Raw genomic sequence first — 13,381 nt, 5'->3', positions numbered from 1 at the left:
GACACATGTCCCAACCCTTCGATTTCGACAAAGCGCTTAAGGCACTCCAGTCCGGTCAGGCATTAACCGGGAAAGATGGAATCTTAACGCCATTAATCAAACAGTTAACCGAAGCTGCATTAGCTGCTGAACTCGATTCGCATCTGGCTCAGGACGTTGAAGCCAACCGTAAAAACGGCTCAGGCAAAAAGACCGTTAAAACACCCACTGGCAGCTTTGAACTGGCCACGCCCCGCGATCGCAATGGTACTTTTGAACCTCAGTTGGTGAAGAAGCACCAGACCACACTTTCCGATGAGATCGAGCGCAAGATCATCCGTATGTTCGCACTTGGCATGAGCTACAAAGATATCAGCCAGGAAATTGAGGATTTATATGCTTTCAGCGTGTCCAGTGCCACCATCAGCGCGGTCACCGATAAAGTTATTCCTGAGCTGAAACAGTGGCAACAACGCCCGCTGGAAGCGGTATACCCCTTCGTCTGGTTGGATGCTATCCACTATAAAATCCGCGAAGACGGGCGTTATCAGAGCAAAGCGGTCTACACTGTTCTCGCCCTGAATCTGGAGGGCAAAAAAGAGATACTGGGCCTGTATCTGTCTGAAAGTGAAGGCGCTAATTTCTGGCTGTCGGTACTGACCGATCTACAAAATCGTGGTGTGAACGATATTCTGATTGCCTGTGTGGATGGTCTGACAGGGTTCCCGGAAGCGATAAACAGCATTTACCCCGATACAGAAGTTCAGTTGTGCGTCATTCACCAGATCCGTAACTCGATAAAATATGTCGCATCGAAGCATCACAAGGCGTTTATGGCTGATTTAAAGCCAGTTTATCGTGCGGTATCAAAAGAGGCAGCGGAAATCGCACTGGACGAACTGGAAGAAAAATGGGGCCAACAATATCCAGTGGTACTTCAGTCGTGGCGGAGAAAATGGGCCAATCTGTCGTGTTACTTCCGATATCCGGCAACGATCCGCAAGGTCATTTACACGACAAACGCCATTGAATCGGTGCATCGCCAGTTCAGAAAACTAACAAAAACGAAAGGCGCGTTCCCGAATGAAAACAGTCTGTTGAAATTACTGTATCTGGGATTAATGAATGCGCAGGAAAAATGGACAATGCCGATCCAGAGCTGGAATTTGACATTGTCCCAGTTGGCGATTTATTTTGAAGGCCGCCTCGATAAAGTGATTACGTTGTAATGATTTTTTAACGTGACACAGAATTATGAACGCTCTCTATACAGAAGAAAAACCCCCAGCCAAATAATAATTAACTGGGGTTTTTGTATTTACTTAGTGAAGAGTTCATTACTTATCTGGTTTTTCTGGTCTGCTTTCTTGGCTTACGGCGTTAAAGCTATTATTCATCATGTTCTGATTTGTCGCTATACCCGTCGTGTTAATTTTTGCTTATACATTCTTATTTGTTAGCTATATCTTTAAAAAGTGCAGGGGAATCAACCATGACACCATTTATCTGTAGTTCTTTCGCTTTCTTATAGTCTTCAGAGGTATTTATCCCGAAGAAAATGATATGTGCATTACTGTTTCTTCTAAAGCAGTCCATCGCTTCTTTGTCCCAGCTTAACACTGCGTCAGAACTTGCTGTACCCAAGGTATATTCTTCCACAACTTTTACTTTGCGATGCAGCTCTAAACCATACCAACGCTCTTTATCATCTGCCGGTAATTCACACTTGTGATCCATCGTGATATTCGCTAATTGAGTACGAGTGTAGTTACGGCTTTCGAAAAGTTTGACTTTATGTGAAGCATCGCTCTCTTTATTAACCTCATTCAACGCGTTTAGATAGTTATCATCCGTAGAGTAAACTCGGGTACGCGCAAAGCGGTTTTTCTCACCTTTAGAGGGAGTTGAAAGCGTTTTTTGCAAGGCTTTGGCGAATGTTTCAGGATTGGCATCAGGTGATTTAATATCCAGATAAAATGTGGTGTCAGGATATTTTTTTAGCACTTCATCAAGAGTAGGAATGCCAATATGTGAATCAGGTTTGCCCTGAATATTATGTTTCTTATTAAAGGCAACGCTGGCATCCACTTTAGCGAGTTGTTGGGCGGTATAACTGGAAACCGCTCCTGACTTATCCGTTAATTCTTTAAGATCCGAAGGGCGATAGAGGACAGGAATAATATCTTTAGATAACTGTAATGTGATCCATATAGCATTCGCACCATTAGACAACGCCTTATCGATTGCCGGTAAGGTATTTTCAGGAGCATCGGCGGTCCCTGCACGGTGTGCAATGATTTGTGGTGCAGGGAGTGTGACTGATTGAGCGTTAACGATAAAAGTAGCTGTGAGCAGTAAGGTAGCCATTATATAATTTCGCATGATATATAGTTTCCATTCATTATTTTATAATGAATTTGTGAGATGAAGGGTAATCATATAACTAACTTTTTTCGACACTGTCGAATTTAATCGTTTTTTATTAAAAATAAATAACAAAATGCTAAATTAAGCCAATAACAGAATTCAATTCTGTTATTGGCTTAATTTGTTGTCATTTTGATTAGGAAAATCACTAAATGTATCTTACTTCACTTTCGCGGTTCTGCCACTTGATATCGCTAATCATTGGGGAATTGCGTCTAAATTGATATTCTTACTCAGATTAATCTCCTTTGTGTGATGAGAGATTTCTGCTTAAATCTTAAAAACCATTAGTTAAGCATGATGTCATTGGTTTAGTGTTATATCGGATTCTATCCGGTTATGCACCTCTATGTGCCAGATTTTAAGAAGGAATGTTGCGTGTCGAAATTGCGGGTTGGTGTGATCTTTGGTGGTAAGTCGGCTGAACATGAAGTGTCATTGCAGTCGGCCAAAAACATCGTTGAGGCGATTGATAAAGAAAAGTTCGATGTCACGCTATTGGGGATTGATAAGCAGGGTCAATGGCATGTTAACGATGTATCCAACTACTTGTTAAATGCAGAAAATCCGGCGCTGATCTCGCTAAATCACTCAAACAAAAATGTCGCATTGATTCCAGGCCAACAACGTCAGCAACTTATCGCTGCGGATAATGGCAGCGCACTGGCTCAACTGGATGTTATCTTCCCGATTGTGCATGGCACGTTGGGCGAGGATGGGTCATTGCAGGGCCTGCTGAGAATGGTAAATATTCCGTTTGTCGGTGCTGGTGTTGTGGGGTCTGCGGTTAGTATGGACAAAGACATGACCAAACGCCTGCTACGTGATGCTGGGCTGAACGTTGCGCCATTTATCACGCTGACTCGCACCAATAAAAACAAATACCGCTTCGAAGCGATAACCGCAAAACTGGGTTTACCCCTATTTATCAAACCGGCAAATCAAGGCTCGTCAGTTGGCGTGAGCAAAGTACGCAATGAGGACGAATATCATCAAGCCATTGCGTTAGCGTTTGATTTTGACCATAAAGTGCTGGTGGAATCTGCCATCGTTGGGCGAGAGCTTGAATGCGCAGTTTTGGGTAATGATGATCCACAAGCCAGTGTCTGCGGTGAGGTAGTGATCAGTGATGAGTTTTACTCTTACGAGACCAAATACATCAATGAAACCGGTGCGCAGGTGGTGATTCCTGCGGCGATAGACAATGCAGCCAGCCTGAGAATTCGCACTGTGGCGCTAGAGGCTTTTCGCGCGCTGGAATGCCTTGGTATGGCGCGAGTTGATGTCTTTTTAACACCGGATAATGAGGTTATTGTTAATGAGGTCAATACGTTACCAGGTTTTACCAATATCAGTATGTATCCCAAATTATGGCGTGCCACGGGCGTGAGTTATACGCAACTGATCACCACACTGATTGAGTTGGCCTTGGCGCGTCATCAGCAAGATAAGTCACTGAAAAATTGCATTTTTAACCACTGTTGAGTGTTGTGATCTCCGCCATATTGAGGTTGCCTGTTCCGCCGTCTTACCCCTGCATTTCAAGTTGTAAGACGGCGGGGGACGCTGAAGATGGCCCCATTAGCAATCTGTTACGACGATATTACTCAGGCTCACCAGTGCCTTATCGAAGGGCCGCTTTGGTCTGGCTGTAAATTAGGATAATCTTGAATTCCCCCTGCGAATAACTGTATACTTGTACAGTTGTTTTGGCGGGGGGGAAAGATAACATGCGAAAGATTATTCATGTCGATATGGATTGCTTCTTCGCGGCGGTTGAAATGCGTGACGACCCCAGCCTGCGTGATATCCCCATTGCGATTGGTGGTAGCCGAGATCGGAGAGGCGTTATCAGCACGGCTAATTATCCGGCCAGACGATTTGGTGTGCGCAGCGCGATGCCAACGGCAATGGCGCTCAAGTTATGCCCACAACTCAAAGTGATCCCCGGCAGAATGGCGGCTTATAAAGAAGCCTCACTGCATATCCGTGAAATTTTCGCCCGCTACACCCCACTGATTGAGCCGCTGTCGCTGGATGAAGCCTATCTGGATGTCTCTGATTGCACCTTGTGTAGTGGTTCCGCTACCTTGATCGCACGAGAGATCCGCCAGACCATTTATGATGAGCTGAATCTTACGGCTTCTGCCGGTATCGCCCCGATAAAGTTTTTGGCCAAAATCGCTTCAGATTTGAATAAGCCGAATGGTCAGTATGTGATTACGCCTGACCAGATCTTACCTTTCTTATATGAGCTGCCGCTGAGTAAAATTCCCGGCGTCGGGAAAGTGACCGCTAAACGCTTACAAGAATTGGGGCTGGCAACTTGCGGTGATGTACAAAACTATTCACAGGCTGAATTACTAAAGCGATTTGGCAAATTTGGTCGCGTGCTGTGGGAGCGCAGCCACGGCATTGATGAGCGCGGAATATCGCCAGACCGGTTACGTAAATCGGTCGGCGTTGAGCAGACGCTAGCCGAGGATATTCACGATTGGGAAAGCTGTGAATCATTGATTGAGCAGCTTTATGTTGAATTGGAAACCCGCTTACGCAAGGTTAGGCCAGACCTGCATATTGCACGTCAGGGCATTAAATTGAAATTTCATGATTTTCAACAAACTACGCAGGAACATGTCTGGCCCGAGCTGAATAAAGCAGATTTACTGCAAGTGGCACGCATGGCCTGGGATGAACGACGCGCCGAGCGCGGTGTGCGGCTGGTGGGGCTGCATGTCACGTTGCTCGACCCACAACTTGAACGGCAATTGCTGTTAGATTGGGAATAGTGCTGCCAATAAAAACGGCGGGCCTGAGCGCCGCCGTTATAACATAAAAAAACAATCAGATTGGCTTATGCACGCTCTGGAATGGCCTTCAGCAGTGCGGTCAGTAACTGCCAATATTGACCCACACTTTCGATATGAACCTGTTCATCCGGTGAATGCGGGCCGGTCATGGTTGGCCCAATGGAAACCATATCCATATCCGGGTAAGGTTTTTTGAACAAACCACACTCCAGACCGGCATGGATCACCATGATATTGGGTGTTTTATTAAACAGCTTCTGGTAGGTTTCGCGCACCAGCGCCATCACCGGCGATGTTGGATCAGGCTGCCAACCAGGGTAGCCCCCTTTCGGTGCCGTTTGCGCGCCCGCTAACTGACCAATGGCAGTTAACATGCTCACCACATAATCTTTGCCGCTGTCGATCAGTGAACGAATCAGGCAGACTATCTCTGCTTCGTTCTCACTCATGGTCACCACACCGACGTTCAGTGAGGTTTCTACCACGCCCTTAACGGCATCACTCATGCGAATGACACCGTTTGGTGTGGCGTTCAATAGTGCTACCAGACGCTGTTGCGTCTCTTTGGTTAGCGCTTTTGCCTCGCTAGAAACTGGCTCAAGCACAATGGTCAGATTCTTTTCAACCGCAGCCAGTTCGTTTTTCAACGTTGCCAGGTACTCTTGGCTCAGGTTTTTTAACTGATCCACTTTGTTTGCGGCAATCGCCAGGGTGACAGAACCTTCTCGTGGAATAGCGTTACGCAGCGTGCCGCCATTCAAATCCAATACCCGCAGGTCCAGATCTGTTGTGTGTTCAAACAAGAAGCGCGCCAGCAGTTTGTTCGCATTGCCCAAACCTATATGGATATCGGCACCAGAATGGCCGCCTTTCAAACCCTTAATCGTGAGTTTCAGCGTCTGATAACCGGCGGGGATTGCTTCGCGCTTTAGGGCTAAGGTGGTAATAAAATCAATACCACCGGCACAACCCATATAGATCTCACCTTCCTGTTCGGAATCGGTATTGATCAGAATATCGGCTTTCAGCCAGTTGGGTTGCAGGCCGAACGCACCGTCCATGCCGGCTTCTTCGGTCATGGTCAACAGCACTTCCAGCGGGCCATGTTCAACGCGTTCATCAGACAGCACTGCCAGCGCAGAGGCCATTCCAATGCCATTATCCGCCCCTAATGTGGTGCCACGGGCTTTAACCCATTCACCGTCGATATAAGGCTGGATGGGATCTTTGGTGAAGTCATGTACCGTATCATTATTTTTCTGCGGCACCATATCCAGATGCGCTTGCAGCGCCACAGGCTTGCGGTTCTCCATCCCTTTGGTGGCGGCCTTACGCAGCAGGATATTACCGACCTTGTCGCGTTCGGCGTACAGCCCTTTTTCCTTGGCCCAAGTCATAATATGTTGTGCCAGCGCTTCTTCATGGTAAGACGGATGGGGGATAGAGCAGATTTTTGCGAAAATATCCCACAACGGCTGAGGCGAAAGTTGAGACAGTTCAGACACTGTAAGTCTCCTGTAACAGCATACTCATATCGGCAGCCTCGCAAGGGAGGTGTCAGAGGTGCTATTGGGTTGATGACTAAAGATTTTAAGGGTGATGACAAACCGCCATCGGGATGGCGAGATAGTTTGAGAATATCACTTTCATTGGCATCGTGCGCGTGCCGCCGCACGATTACCGCATTCGTTTCGATTAATTAGCCCGATAATTGCTGGTTTTTATCCGCCTGCCTCACTATAATCTCGCGCAACCTTTTTTCCCCTTTTGATTCATGGCAAGCCACTTCTTATACTGGCTGGGATTACACTTTATGAGCGAAAAATACGTCGTTACCTGGGATATGTTGCAAATTCACGCCCGTAAATTGGCGCAGCGTTTACTGCCTGCGGATCAATGGAAAGGCATCATCGCGGTTAGCCGTGGTGGCTTAGTACCGGCGGGTATTTTGGCGCGTGAGCTGGGTATTCGTTATGTTGACACCGTTTGCATCGCCAGCTATAACCATGATAACCAAGGCGAACTTAAAGTTCTGAAACGTGCCGAAGGCGATGGTGAAGGCTTTATCGTGATTGATGACTTAGTTGATACTGGCGGCACGGCGAGAGCTATTCGCGAAATGTATCCTAAAGCACATTTTGTCACCATTTTTGCCAAACCCGCAGGTAGTCCATTGGTTGATGACTATGTAATTGATATCCCTCAGGATACCTGGATAGAACAACCGTGGGATATGGCGGTAACCTTCGTTGCCCCACTCAGCGGTAAGTAATTTAGTTCGCTTTCAATGCCCGGTGCTTACCGGGCGTTTCATTTTTCCCGCAGTATGAGTACACTTGACCCCATCTGACCAGCCCTTAACGGGCCTGAATCACGGCTTATGGAGGCTATTGTTATCATGGCACAAGCCAACCTTTCTGAAATTCTGTTCAAACCAAAATTTAAACATCCTGAAACCTCAACGTTAGTGCGGCACGCGCATTGCAACAATGCAATGAATGTTCATTCGGCACTGGATGGTGATACTACCAGCCATTGGTACCGCATGATCAACCGCCTAATCTGGACCTGGCGTGGTGTTGACCCCCTTGAAATTGAAGAGGTTTTATCGCGCATTGCCTGCTCGAAAGCAGAACACAGTGATAACGAATTGCTCGATACCGTGGTGGGTTACCGTAACGGTAACTGGATCTACGAGTGGGCGCATCAGGGAATGTTGTGGCAGCAAAAAGCCATGGAAGAGGCTGAGCCGATAAACGCGGGCCAATATTGGCTGAATGCGGCTAACTTATACAGTATTGCTGGCTACCCACATCTGAAAGGAGATGAGTTGGCCGAGCAGGTCGAGGTGATGTCTAACCGCGCGTATGAAGAAGCGGCTAAATATCTGCCTTACACCTTGAAAGAACTCAGTTTTGATATCTCAGATGGCGGTACGCTTACTGGGTTCTTGCATATGCCGACGGTCGGCAGCGCCCCCTTCCCGACAGTATTGATGTGTGGCGGGTTGGATACCTTGCAAAGTGACTATCATCGCCTGTTCCGCGACTATCTGGCCCCCAAAGGGATCGCGATGTTGACCATTGATATGCCATCGGTCGGGGCTTCATCACGCTGGAAACTCACTCAGGATACCAGTTTCCTGCATCAGCAAGTATTGCAGGCATTGCCGAATATTGCGTGGGTTGACCATCAGCGCGTCAGTGTATTTGGTTTCCGCTTTGGTGCCAATGTGGCGGTGCGTTTGGGGTATTTGGAGCCGCAACGTGTGCGCGCTGTGGCGTGCCTGGGGCCGATCGTTCACCACCTTTTATGCAACGCAGATAGTCAGCGCAAGGTTCCCGACATGTATATGGATGTGATGGCCAGTCGCTTAGGTATGGCGGATGCTGCGGATGAAATACTTAGAGCAGAAATGAACCGCTATTCTTTAAAAACTCAAGGGTTATTAGGGCGACGCTGCCAAACGCCAATGTTGGCGGGTTTTTGGGAGAATGATCCGTTTAGCCCGAAAGACGAAGCTAAACTTATTTGTTCTTCCTCTGCCGACGGTAAACTGCTGCCTATACCATCAACGCCGCTGTATGACAATTTCCACCGTGCATTACTGCAAACCAGCCAGTGGTTAGAAGATAAAATGCGTTAATGAGTTGCTAATTTTTAGCAGTTTGCTACAAAGGATCTTCTACATAAGGAGATTTAAGAATGACGTCAACCAGTGCTCATCCTAAAAGTAAGCTTATGAAACGATTTGCAGCTTTAGGGCCATATCTACGTGAAGGGCAGTGTCAGAACGACCATTTTTTCTTTGACTGTTTGGCGGTGTGCGTCAATGTGAAGCTTGCTCCAGAGAAGCGTGAGTTCTGGGGATGGTGGTTAGAGCTGGAACCGGCGGCTGACCATTTTACCTATGTTTACCAGTTTGGCCTGTTTAATAAAGACGGTAACTGGAAAGTAGAAAAGATTAAAGATTCTGAAGTACAAGAGAAACTGGAAACTACATTGCGCGGTTTCCATCAACGTCTTAAAGAGATGCTTACCTCGATTGAAATGAGGCTGGAGCCAGCACAAGATTTTAGCGAGCAACCCGTGAAGTTGTCGGCATAAGAATAGGCCTGTTTAACTGGCATTGCAGGCTTGTACCCTAAATAATGCGAGTTGCGGGAAGGCGGCAACGGAGAGACAAATCGGTCGGGAATCGATTTGAACAGCATTTATGCTAGCCCGTAGGGTGAGCCTCAAGGATGAGGCTCATTAGTCCCAGCTTACTCAGGTAAGTGATTCGGGTGAACGAAAGCAGCCAACGCATATGCAGCTTGAAATATGACGGGTATATCCAACCTGCAATGCCAATTAAGACGCTGATCTGCAAAGTGCTTGGCATAACGTCGCCCACCTGCTAAAAAGACCCCTATACCCTTTCTTTTATTCTTCATCCCAACGGCAGAAAAATTATGAGTGGCAGCCAGACATTGGTTGTGAAATTGGGGACGAGTGTTCTGACAGGCGGTTCCCGTCGTCTTAATCGTGCCCATATTGTTGAATTGGTGCGCCAGTGCGCCCAGCAACACGCAAAAGGTCATCGTATCGTTATTGTTACCTCCGGGGCGATTGCCGCCGGGCGTGAGCATCTGGGCTATCCCGAACTCCCCGCCACCATTGCATCCAAGCAACTGCTTGCCGCAGTCGGGCAGAGCCGGTTAATTCAGCTCTGGGAACAACTGTTTTCCATCTATGGTATCCATATCGGTCAGATGTTGCTGACTCGCGCCGATTTAGAAGATCGTGAGCGCTTTTTGAATGCCCGCGATACCATGAATGCTTTACTGGATAACCGCATAGTGCCGGTTATCAATGAGAATGATGCTGTTGCCACTGCTGAAATCAAAGTGGGCGATAACGATAATCTCTCTGCGCTGGCAGCGATCCTCGCCAGTGCCGATAAGCTGCTGTTGTTGACTGATCAGGCTGGGTTATACACCGCCGATCCTCGCAACAATCCGCAAGCTGAATTAATTCGTGAAGTGCATGGCATTGATGATACTTTGCGCGCCATTGCCGGCGATAGCGTCTCTGGCCTGGGCACCGGTGGTATGGCGACCAAGCTGCAAGCGGCTGACGTTGCGTGCCGTGCGGGTATTGATGTGGTGATCGCGGCGGGCAGCCAGGTGGGTGTGATTGCTGATGTGATTGACGGCACGCCAGTCGGCACTCGATTCCACGCGCTGGAAACACCGCTGGAAACCCGCAAACGCTGGATCTTCGGTGCGCCACCGGCGGGTGAAATCACGGTAGATGATGGTGCCGTAGACGCAATTATGGCGCGTGGCAGTTCACTGCTGCCGAAAGGTATTCGCAGCGTAAAAGGCGATTTCTCGCGTGGCGAGGTGATTAGAATTCGTAATCTTGATGGGCGCGATCTGGCCCACGGCGTGTCACGCTATAACAGCGATGCGCTGCGCATGTTGGCGGGGCACCACTCGCAACAAATCAGCGAAATTCTCGGGTACGAATATGGCCCGGTGGCGGTTCATCGTGACGATATGATTGTCAGCTAAGGAGCAAGTATGAGCATCCTGGAACAGATGGGGAAAGCTGCAAAACAGGCTTCCTGGCAATTAGCCGTATTGAGCACGGCCAAGAAAAATCAGGCTCTGGCAGTAATAGCGAACCTGCTGGAGTCGGAAAGTGATGCCATTTTACAGGCCAACGAACAAGATATGACGGTGGCGCGCGCGGCGGGTATGAGCGAAGCACTGCTTGATCGACTGTTATTGACGGCTCCGCGTTTAGCCGCTATTGCCAATGATGTGCGTCAGGTATGTCGCCTGAATGACCCTGTGGGCCGTGTTATTGATGGCAGCTTGCTGGACAGTGGCTTGAAACTAGAGCGCCGCCGCGTCCCGCTGGGGGTGATTGGTGTTATTTATGAAGCTCGCCCCAATGTTACGATTGATGTCGCTAGCTTATGTTTGAAGACCGGTAATGCGGTCATTTTACGTGGCGGTAAAGAGACTCACCACACCAATCAGGCGACAGTCAAAGTGATTCAGCGGGCGCTGGAACAGTGTGGTCTGCCTGCGGCAGCGGTCCAGGCCATCGAAAGCCCGGATCGTGAGTTGGTGAATGAGTTGCTACGTATGGATCGTTATGTGGATATGTTGATTCCGCGTGGTGGGGCTGGTTTGCATCGGTTGTGCCGCGAGCAATCGACTATTCCGGTTATCACCGGTGGGATTGGTGTTTGCCATACCTTTGTCGATGACAGTGCTGATTTTGAAAAAGCGCTATTGGTGATTGAAAACGCCAAGATCCAACGGCCAAGTGCCTGTAATTCGCTGGAAACATTGCTGGTTCATCAGGCAATTGCCGAGCAGTTCTTGCCGCTATTGAGTGCCAGAATGTATGCGTTCGGGGTGACATTACATGCCAGCCTACAGGCAATGCCTTATCTGGCAGAGGGTAAAGCGCAGGTCGTGGCCGTCGATGCGGCGAATTACGATGATGAATGGTTATCACTGGATCTGAATGTCACTATCGTGGCTGACATCGATGCTGCGATCGATCATATTCGCGAACACGGCACCAGCCATTCGGATGCCATCCTGACCCGTTCCCTTAGTAGCGCTGAACATTTTGTGCGAGCAGTTGATTCATCAGCAGTTTATGTTAATGCAAGCACTCGTTTCACCGATGGCGGTCAGTTCGGTTTGGGAGCGGAAGTTGCCGTGAGTACGCAAAAACTCCATGCCCGTGGCCCGATGGGATTAGAGGCGCTGACAACCTATAAATGGATTGGCTATGGCGATGATTTAGTCCGTAGCTAATTTATTTTGAACAGATGCAATTCAGTAAAGCGATATTCGGCACCTGTCGGTATCGCTTTATATCTAATATTCGGGCTGGGATGACGGGTAAAAGTGTTTGTCGGCATCATGTAATTGATTGAGATAATAAGTCTTATCGTTAGAGGTGATATTTGATTGACTGGCAATCGCCTGTGGTGCTCGCATGGTTTTAAATTCTGATGCCTTGGTAGAACTGTTTAGATAATTATTATCATGCTTGAGGTTTTTGCTGATAATAAATGTTCCACAACCCTGTTGCTGCTCCAGTAAACTATCCTGAATTAACACATCCAAAAAATAAATCGTTAAAGTTATGCTTTCACCTGCCGATAACACCGTTACTATTTCTGTTCATTTTGATAATAATCTGGCTTGCCAGAGCGATAAATTAAAGATGGGGATTGGCAGATGAGCGAAACGTCTAAAGAGAACTTTGTTAAAACGAATAAATTAGCTATCTGTGCAATTCTTCGCGATTTAAAGAAGAATGATACGGCAGTGATGGTCGTTCATGCTCGCGGGCAGTTTATTAGCCGTATTCTGGATGTGCTGCCTGAGACTAATCAATTTATTTTTGATTTTGGCAGTGTGGAACATGAAAACATATTAGCGTTGGCAGCACAACAGCTCACCATCATTGCCGAACCTACCGGTGCCAAAATTGAGTTTATTTGTAATGCACTGAAAGATATTCAATATTTATCATTGCCTGCTTTTAGCACGGCGATTCCGGATCAGCTCTATTTCATTCAGCGGCGGGAATATTTCCGCGTCAATATACCGCAATGGCCTGCGTATTATTGCACTGGGAAATTTGCTGATGGCAGTAAGTTCTCTTATACACTGGCTGATATCTCTCTGGGAGGCATGGGGTTGTATGCCGCGAAAGGCAGTGAGTTCCCACTCCAGGGGTGCAGTATTCTGTGTGATGTTTCGGTAGATTTATGTGGCTTTGGTATTTTTAAAGTGGATCTGCAATTTATCCGAGCCATTGATAAACAAGTGGTAAATAACAAAGGTGAAACCCTCACCGTGCAACGTTTGAGTTTTAAATTCCCTCGTTTAAGTCCTATTCAGGAAAAAGGGTTACAACGTGCTATTTTTGAACTGGAAAAACAGCAAACGGCCAAAGCGCGAAAATTTCAGTAAGATACTGAGTCACTGAAAGTATGGGGTGAATACCTGCGGTCGGTGTCATAGTGACCAGGTAACAGGTATTTATTTTCTATGCTAGCTGCTACTGTAACCTTCTGATTTATCTCTCTCATCTCGCGCCCTGATCCATAATTTCTCTTTTAGGCTATATTTAATATTATT

The 13,381-nt window shown here is 47.5% G+C and carries 12 protein-coding genes; 9 read left to right on the top strand and 3 right to left on the bottom strand.

Translation table 11 applies throughout. The features are described 5' to 3' along the window. Positions 1-5: 5 nt before the first annotated feature. Positions 6-1,208 (top strand): IS256 family transposase, encoded by a 1,203-nt coding sequence (locus AT01_RS07490; RefSeq protein WP_042546678.1) that lies wholly within the window; start codon positions 6-8, stop codon positions 1,206-1,208. Positions 1,209-1,428: 220 nt separating this feature from the next. Here the strand turns inward: AT01_RS07490 and AT01_RS07485 are convergent, their stop codons facing one another. Then, complete coding sequence (locus AT01_RS07485) at positions 1,429-2,346, bottom strand: glycerophosphodiester phosphodiesterase family protein (protein ID WP_082039719.1); 918 nt, start codon at positions 2,344-2,346, stop codon at positions 1,429-1,431. A gap of 438 nt (positions 2,347-2,784) precedes the next feature. Between AT01_RS07485 and ddlA the strand changes: the two genes are divergently transcribed. Beyond that, positions 2,785-3,891, top strand: coding sequence for a D-alanine--D-alanine ligase (ddlA, locus tag AT01_RS07480; protein WP_042546676.1), 1,107 nt, complete (start codon positions 2,785-2,787; stop codon positions 3,889-3,891). A gap of 245 nt (positions 3,892-4,136) precedes the next feature. Continuing rightward, positions 4,137-5,195 carry a DNA polymerase IV gene (dinB, locus tag AT01_RS07475; RefSeq protein WP_042546675.1) on the top strand — a complete coding sequence of 353 codons (1,059 nt, stop codon included), beginning with the start codon at positions 4,137-4,139 and terminating at the stop codon, positions 5,193-5,195. A 65-nt stretch (positions 5,196-5,260) separates the two neighbouring features. Here the strand turns inward: dinB and pepD are convergent, their stop codons facing one another. After that, the gene (gene pepD, locus AT01_RS07470; protein WP_042546674.1) at positions 5,261-6,721 is read right to left on the bottom strand and encodes a beta-Ala-His dipeptidase; all 1,461 of its coding nucleotides are present in this window, start codon (positions 6,719-6,721) and stop codon (positions 5,261-5,263) included. A gap of 308 nt (positions 6,722-7,029) precedes the next feature. On the opposite strand from pepD, the gene gpt reads away from it, so the two are divergent. The 5 genes from gpt (at position 7,030) to proA (ending at position 12,043) form a co-directional block, all read left to right on the top strand. Further along, positions 7,030-7,488 (top strand): xanthine phosphoribosyltransferase, encoded by a 459-nt coding sequence (gpt, locus tag AT01_RS07465; protein ID WP_004704022.1) that lies wholly within the window; start codon positions 7,030-7,032, stop codon positions 7,486-7,488. A gap of 126 nt (positions 7,489-7,614) precedes the next feature. Beyond that, positions 7,615-8,862, top strand: a complete 1,248-nt coding sequence (frsA, locus tag AT01_RS07460) for an esterase FrsA (protein WP_042548543.1) — start codon at positions 7,615-7,617, stop codon at positions 8,860-8,862. A 59-nt stretch (positions 8,863-8,921) separates the two neighbouring features. Further along, a complete protein-coding gene (crl, locus tag AT01_RS07455) occupies positions 8,922-9,323 on the top strand; it encodes a sigma factor-binding protein Crl (RefSeq protein ID WP_042546673.1) in 402 nt (133 codons plus the stop codon). Between the two features lie 347 nt (positions 9,324-9,670). After that, positions 9,671-10,774, top strand: a complete 1,104-nt coding sequence (gene proB / locus AT01_RS07450; protein ID WP_004704460.1) for a glutamate 5-kinase — start codon at positions 9,671-9,673, stop codon at positions 10,772-10,774. A gap of 15 nt (positions 10,775-10,789) precedes the next feature. After that, entirely contained in the window at positions 10,790-12,043 is a 1,254-nt protein-coding gene (gene proA, locus AT01_RS07445) for a glutamate-5-semialdehyde dehydrogenase (protein ID WP_042548542.1), read from the top strand. Between the two features lie 63 nt (positions 12,044-12,106). Here the strand turns inward: proA and AT01_RS07440 are convergent, their stop codons facing one another. Further along, the gene (locus AT01_RS07440; RefSeq protein ID WP_042546672.1) at positions 12,107-12,400 is read right to left on the bottom strand and encodes a GntR family transcriptional regulator; all 294 of its coding nucleotides are present in this window, start codon (positions 12,398-12,400) and stop codon (positions 12,107-12,109) included. Positions 12,401-12,472: 72 nt separating this feature from the next. Here AT01_RS07440 and AT01_RS07435 point away from each other — a divergent pair, with 72 nt between their 5' ends. Beyond that, positions 12,473-13,213: a flagellar brake protein gene (locus tag AT01_RS07435; protein WP_042546671.1), complete on the top strand. Its 741-nt coding sequence runs from the start codon at positions 12,473-12,475 to the stop codon at positions 13,211-13,213. Positions 13,214-13,381 lie beyond the last annotated feature (168 nt).

It is taken from the genome of Yersinia aldovae 670-83, from assembly GCF_000834395.1.
GTDB classification, from domain to species: Bacteria; Pseudomonadota; Gammaproteobacteria; order Enterobacterales; family Enterobacteriaceae; genus Yersinia; species Yersinia aldovae.
The sequence above is the reverse complement of the archived record's forward strand: the minus strand, read 5'-3'. Positions and strand labels throughout refer to the sequence as shown.

What these genes read in the sequence shown, in the direction of transcription:
- AT01_RS07490 (WP_042546678.1), top strand. Translation starts at nt 6, where the DNA reads ATGTCCCAACCCTTCGATTTCGACAAAGCGCTTAAGGCACTCCAGTCC.
- AT01_RS07485 (WP_082039719.1), bottom strand. Translation starts at nt 2,346, where the DNA reads ATGGCTACCTTACTGCTCACAGCTACTTTTATCGTTAACGCTCAATCA.
- dinB (WP_042546675.1), top strand. Translation starts at nt 4,137, where the DNA reads ATGCGAAAGATTATTCATGTCGATATGGATTGCTTCTTCGCGGCGGTT.
- gpt (WP_004704022.1), top strand. Translation starts at nt 7,030, where the DNA reads ATGAGCGAAAAATACGTCGTTACCTGGGATATGTTGCAAATTCACGCC.
- frsA (WP_042548543.1), top strand. Translation starts at nt 7,615, where the DNA reads ATGGCACAAGCCAACCTTTCTGAAATTCTGTTCAAACCAAAATTTAAA.
- crl (WP_042546673.1), top strand. Translation starts at nt 8,922, where the DNA reads ATGACGTCAACCAGTGCTCATCCTAAAAGTAAGCTTATGAAACGATTT.
- proB (WP_004704460.1), top strand. Translation starts at nt 9,671, where the DNA reads ATGAGTGGCAGCCAGACATTGGTTGTGAAATTGGGGACGAGTGTTCTG.
- AT01_RS07435 (WP_042546671.1), top strand. Translation starts at nt 12,473, where the DNA reads ATGAGCGAAACGTCTAAAGAGAACTTTGTTAAAACGAATAAATTAGCT.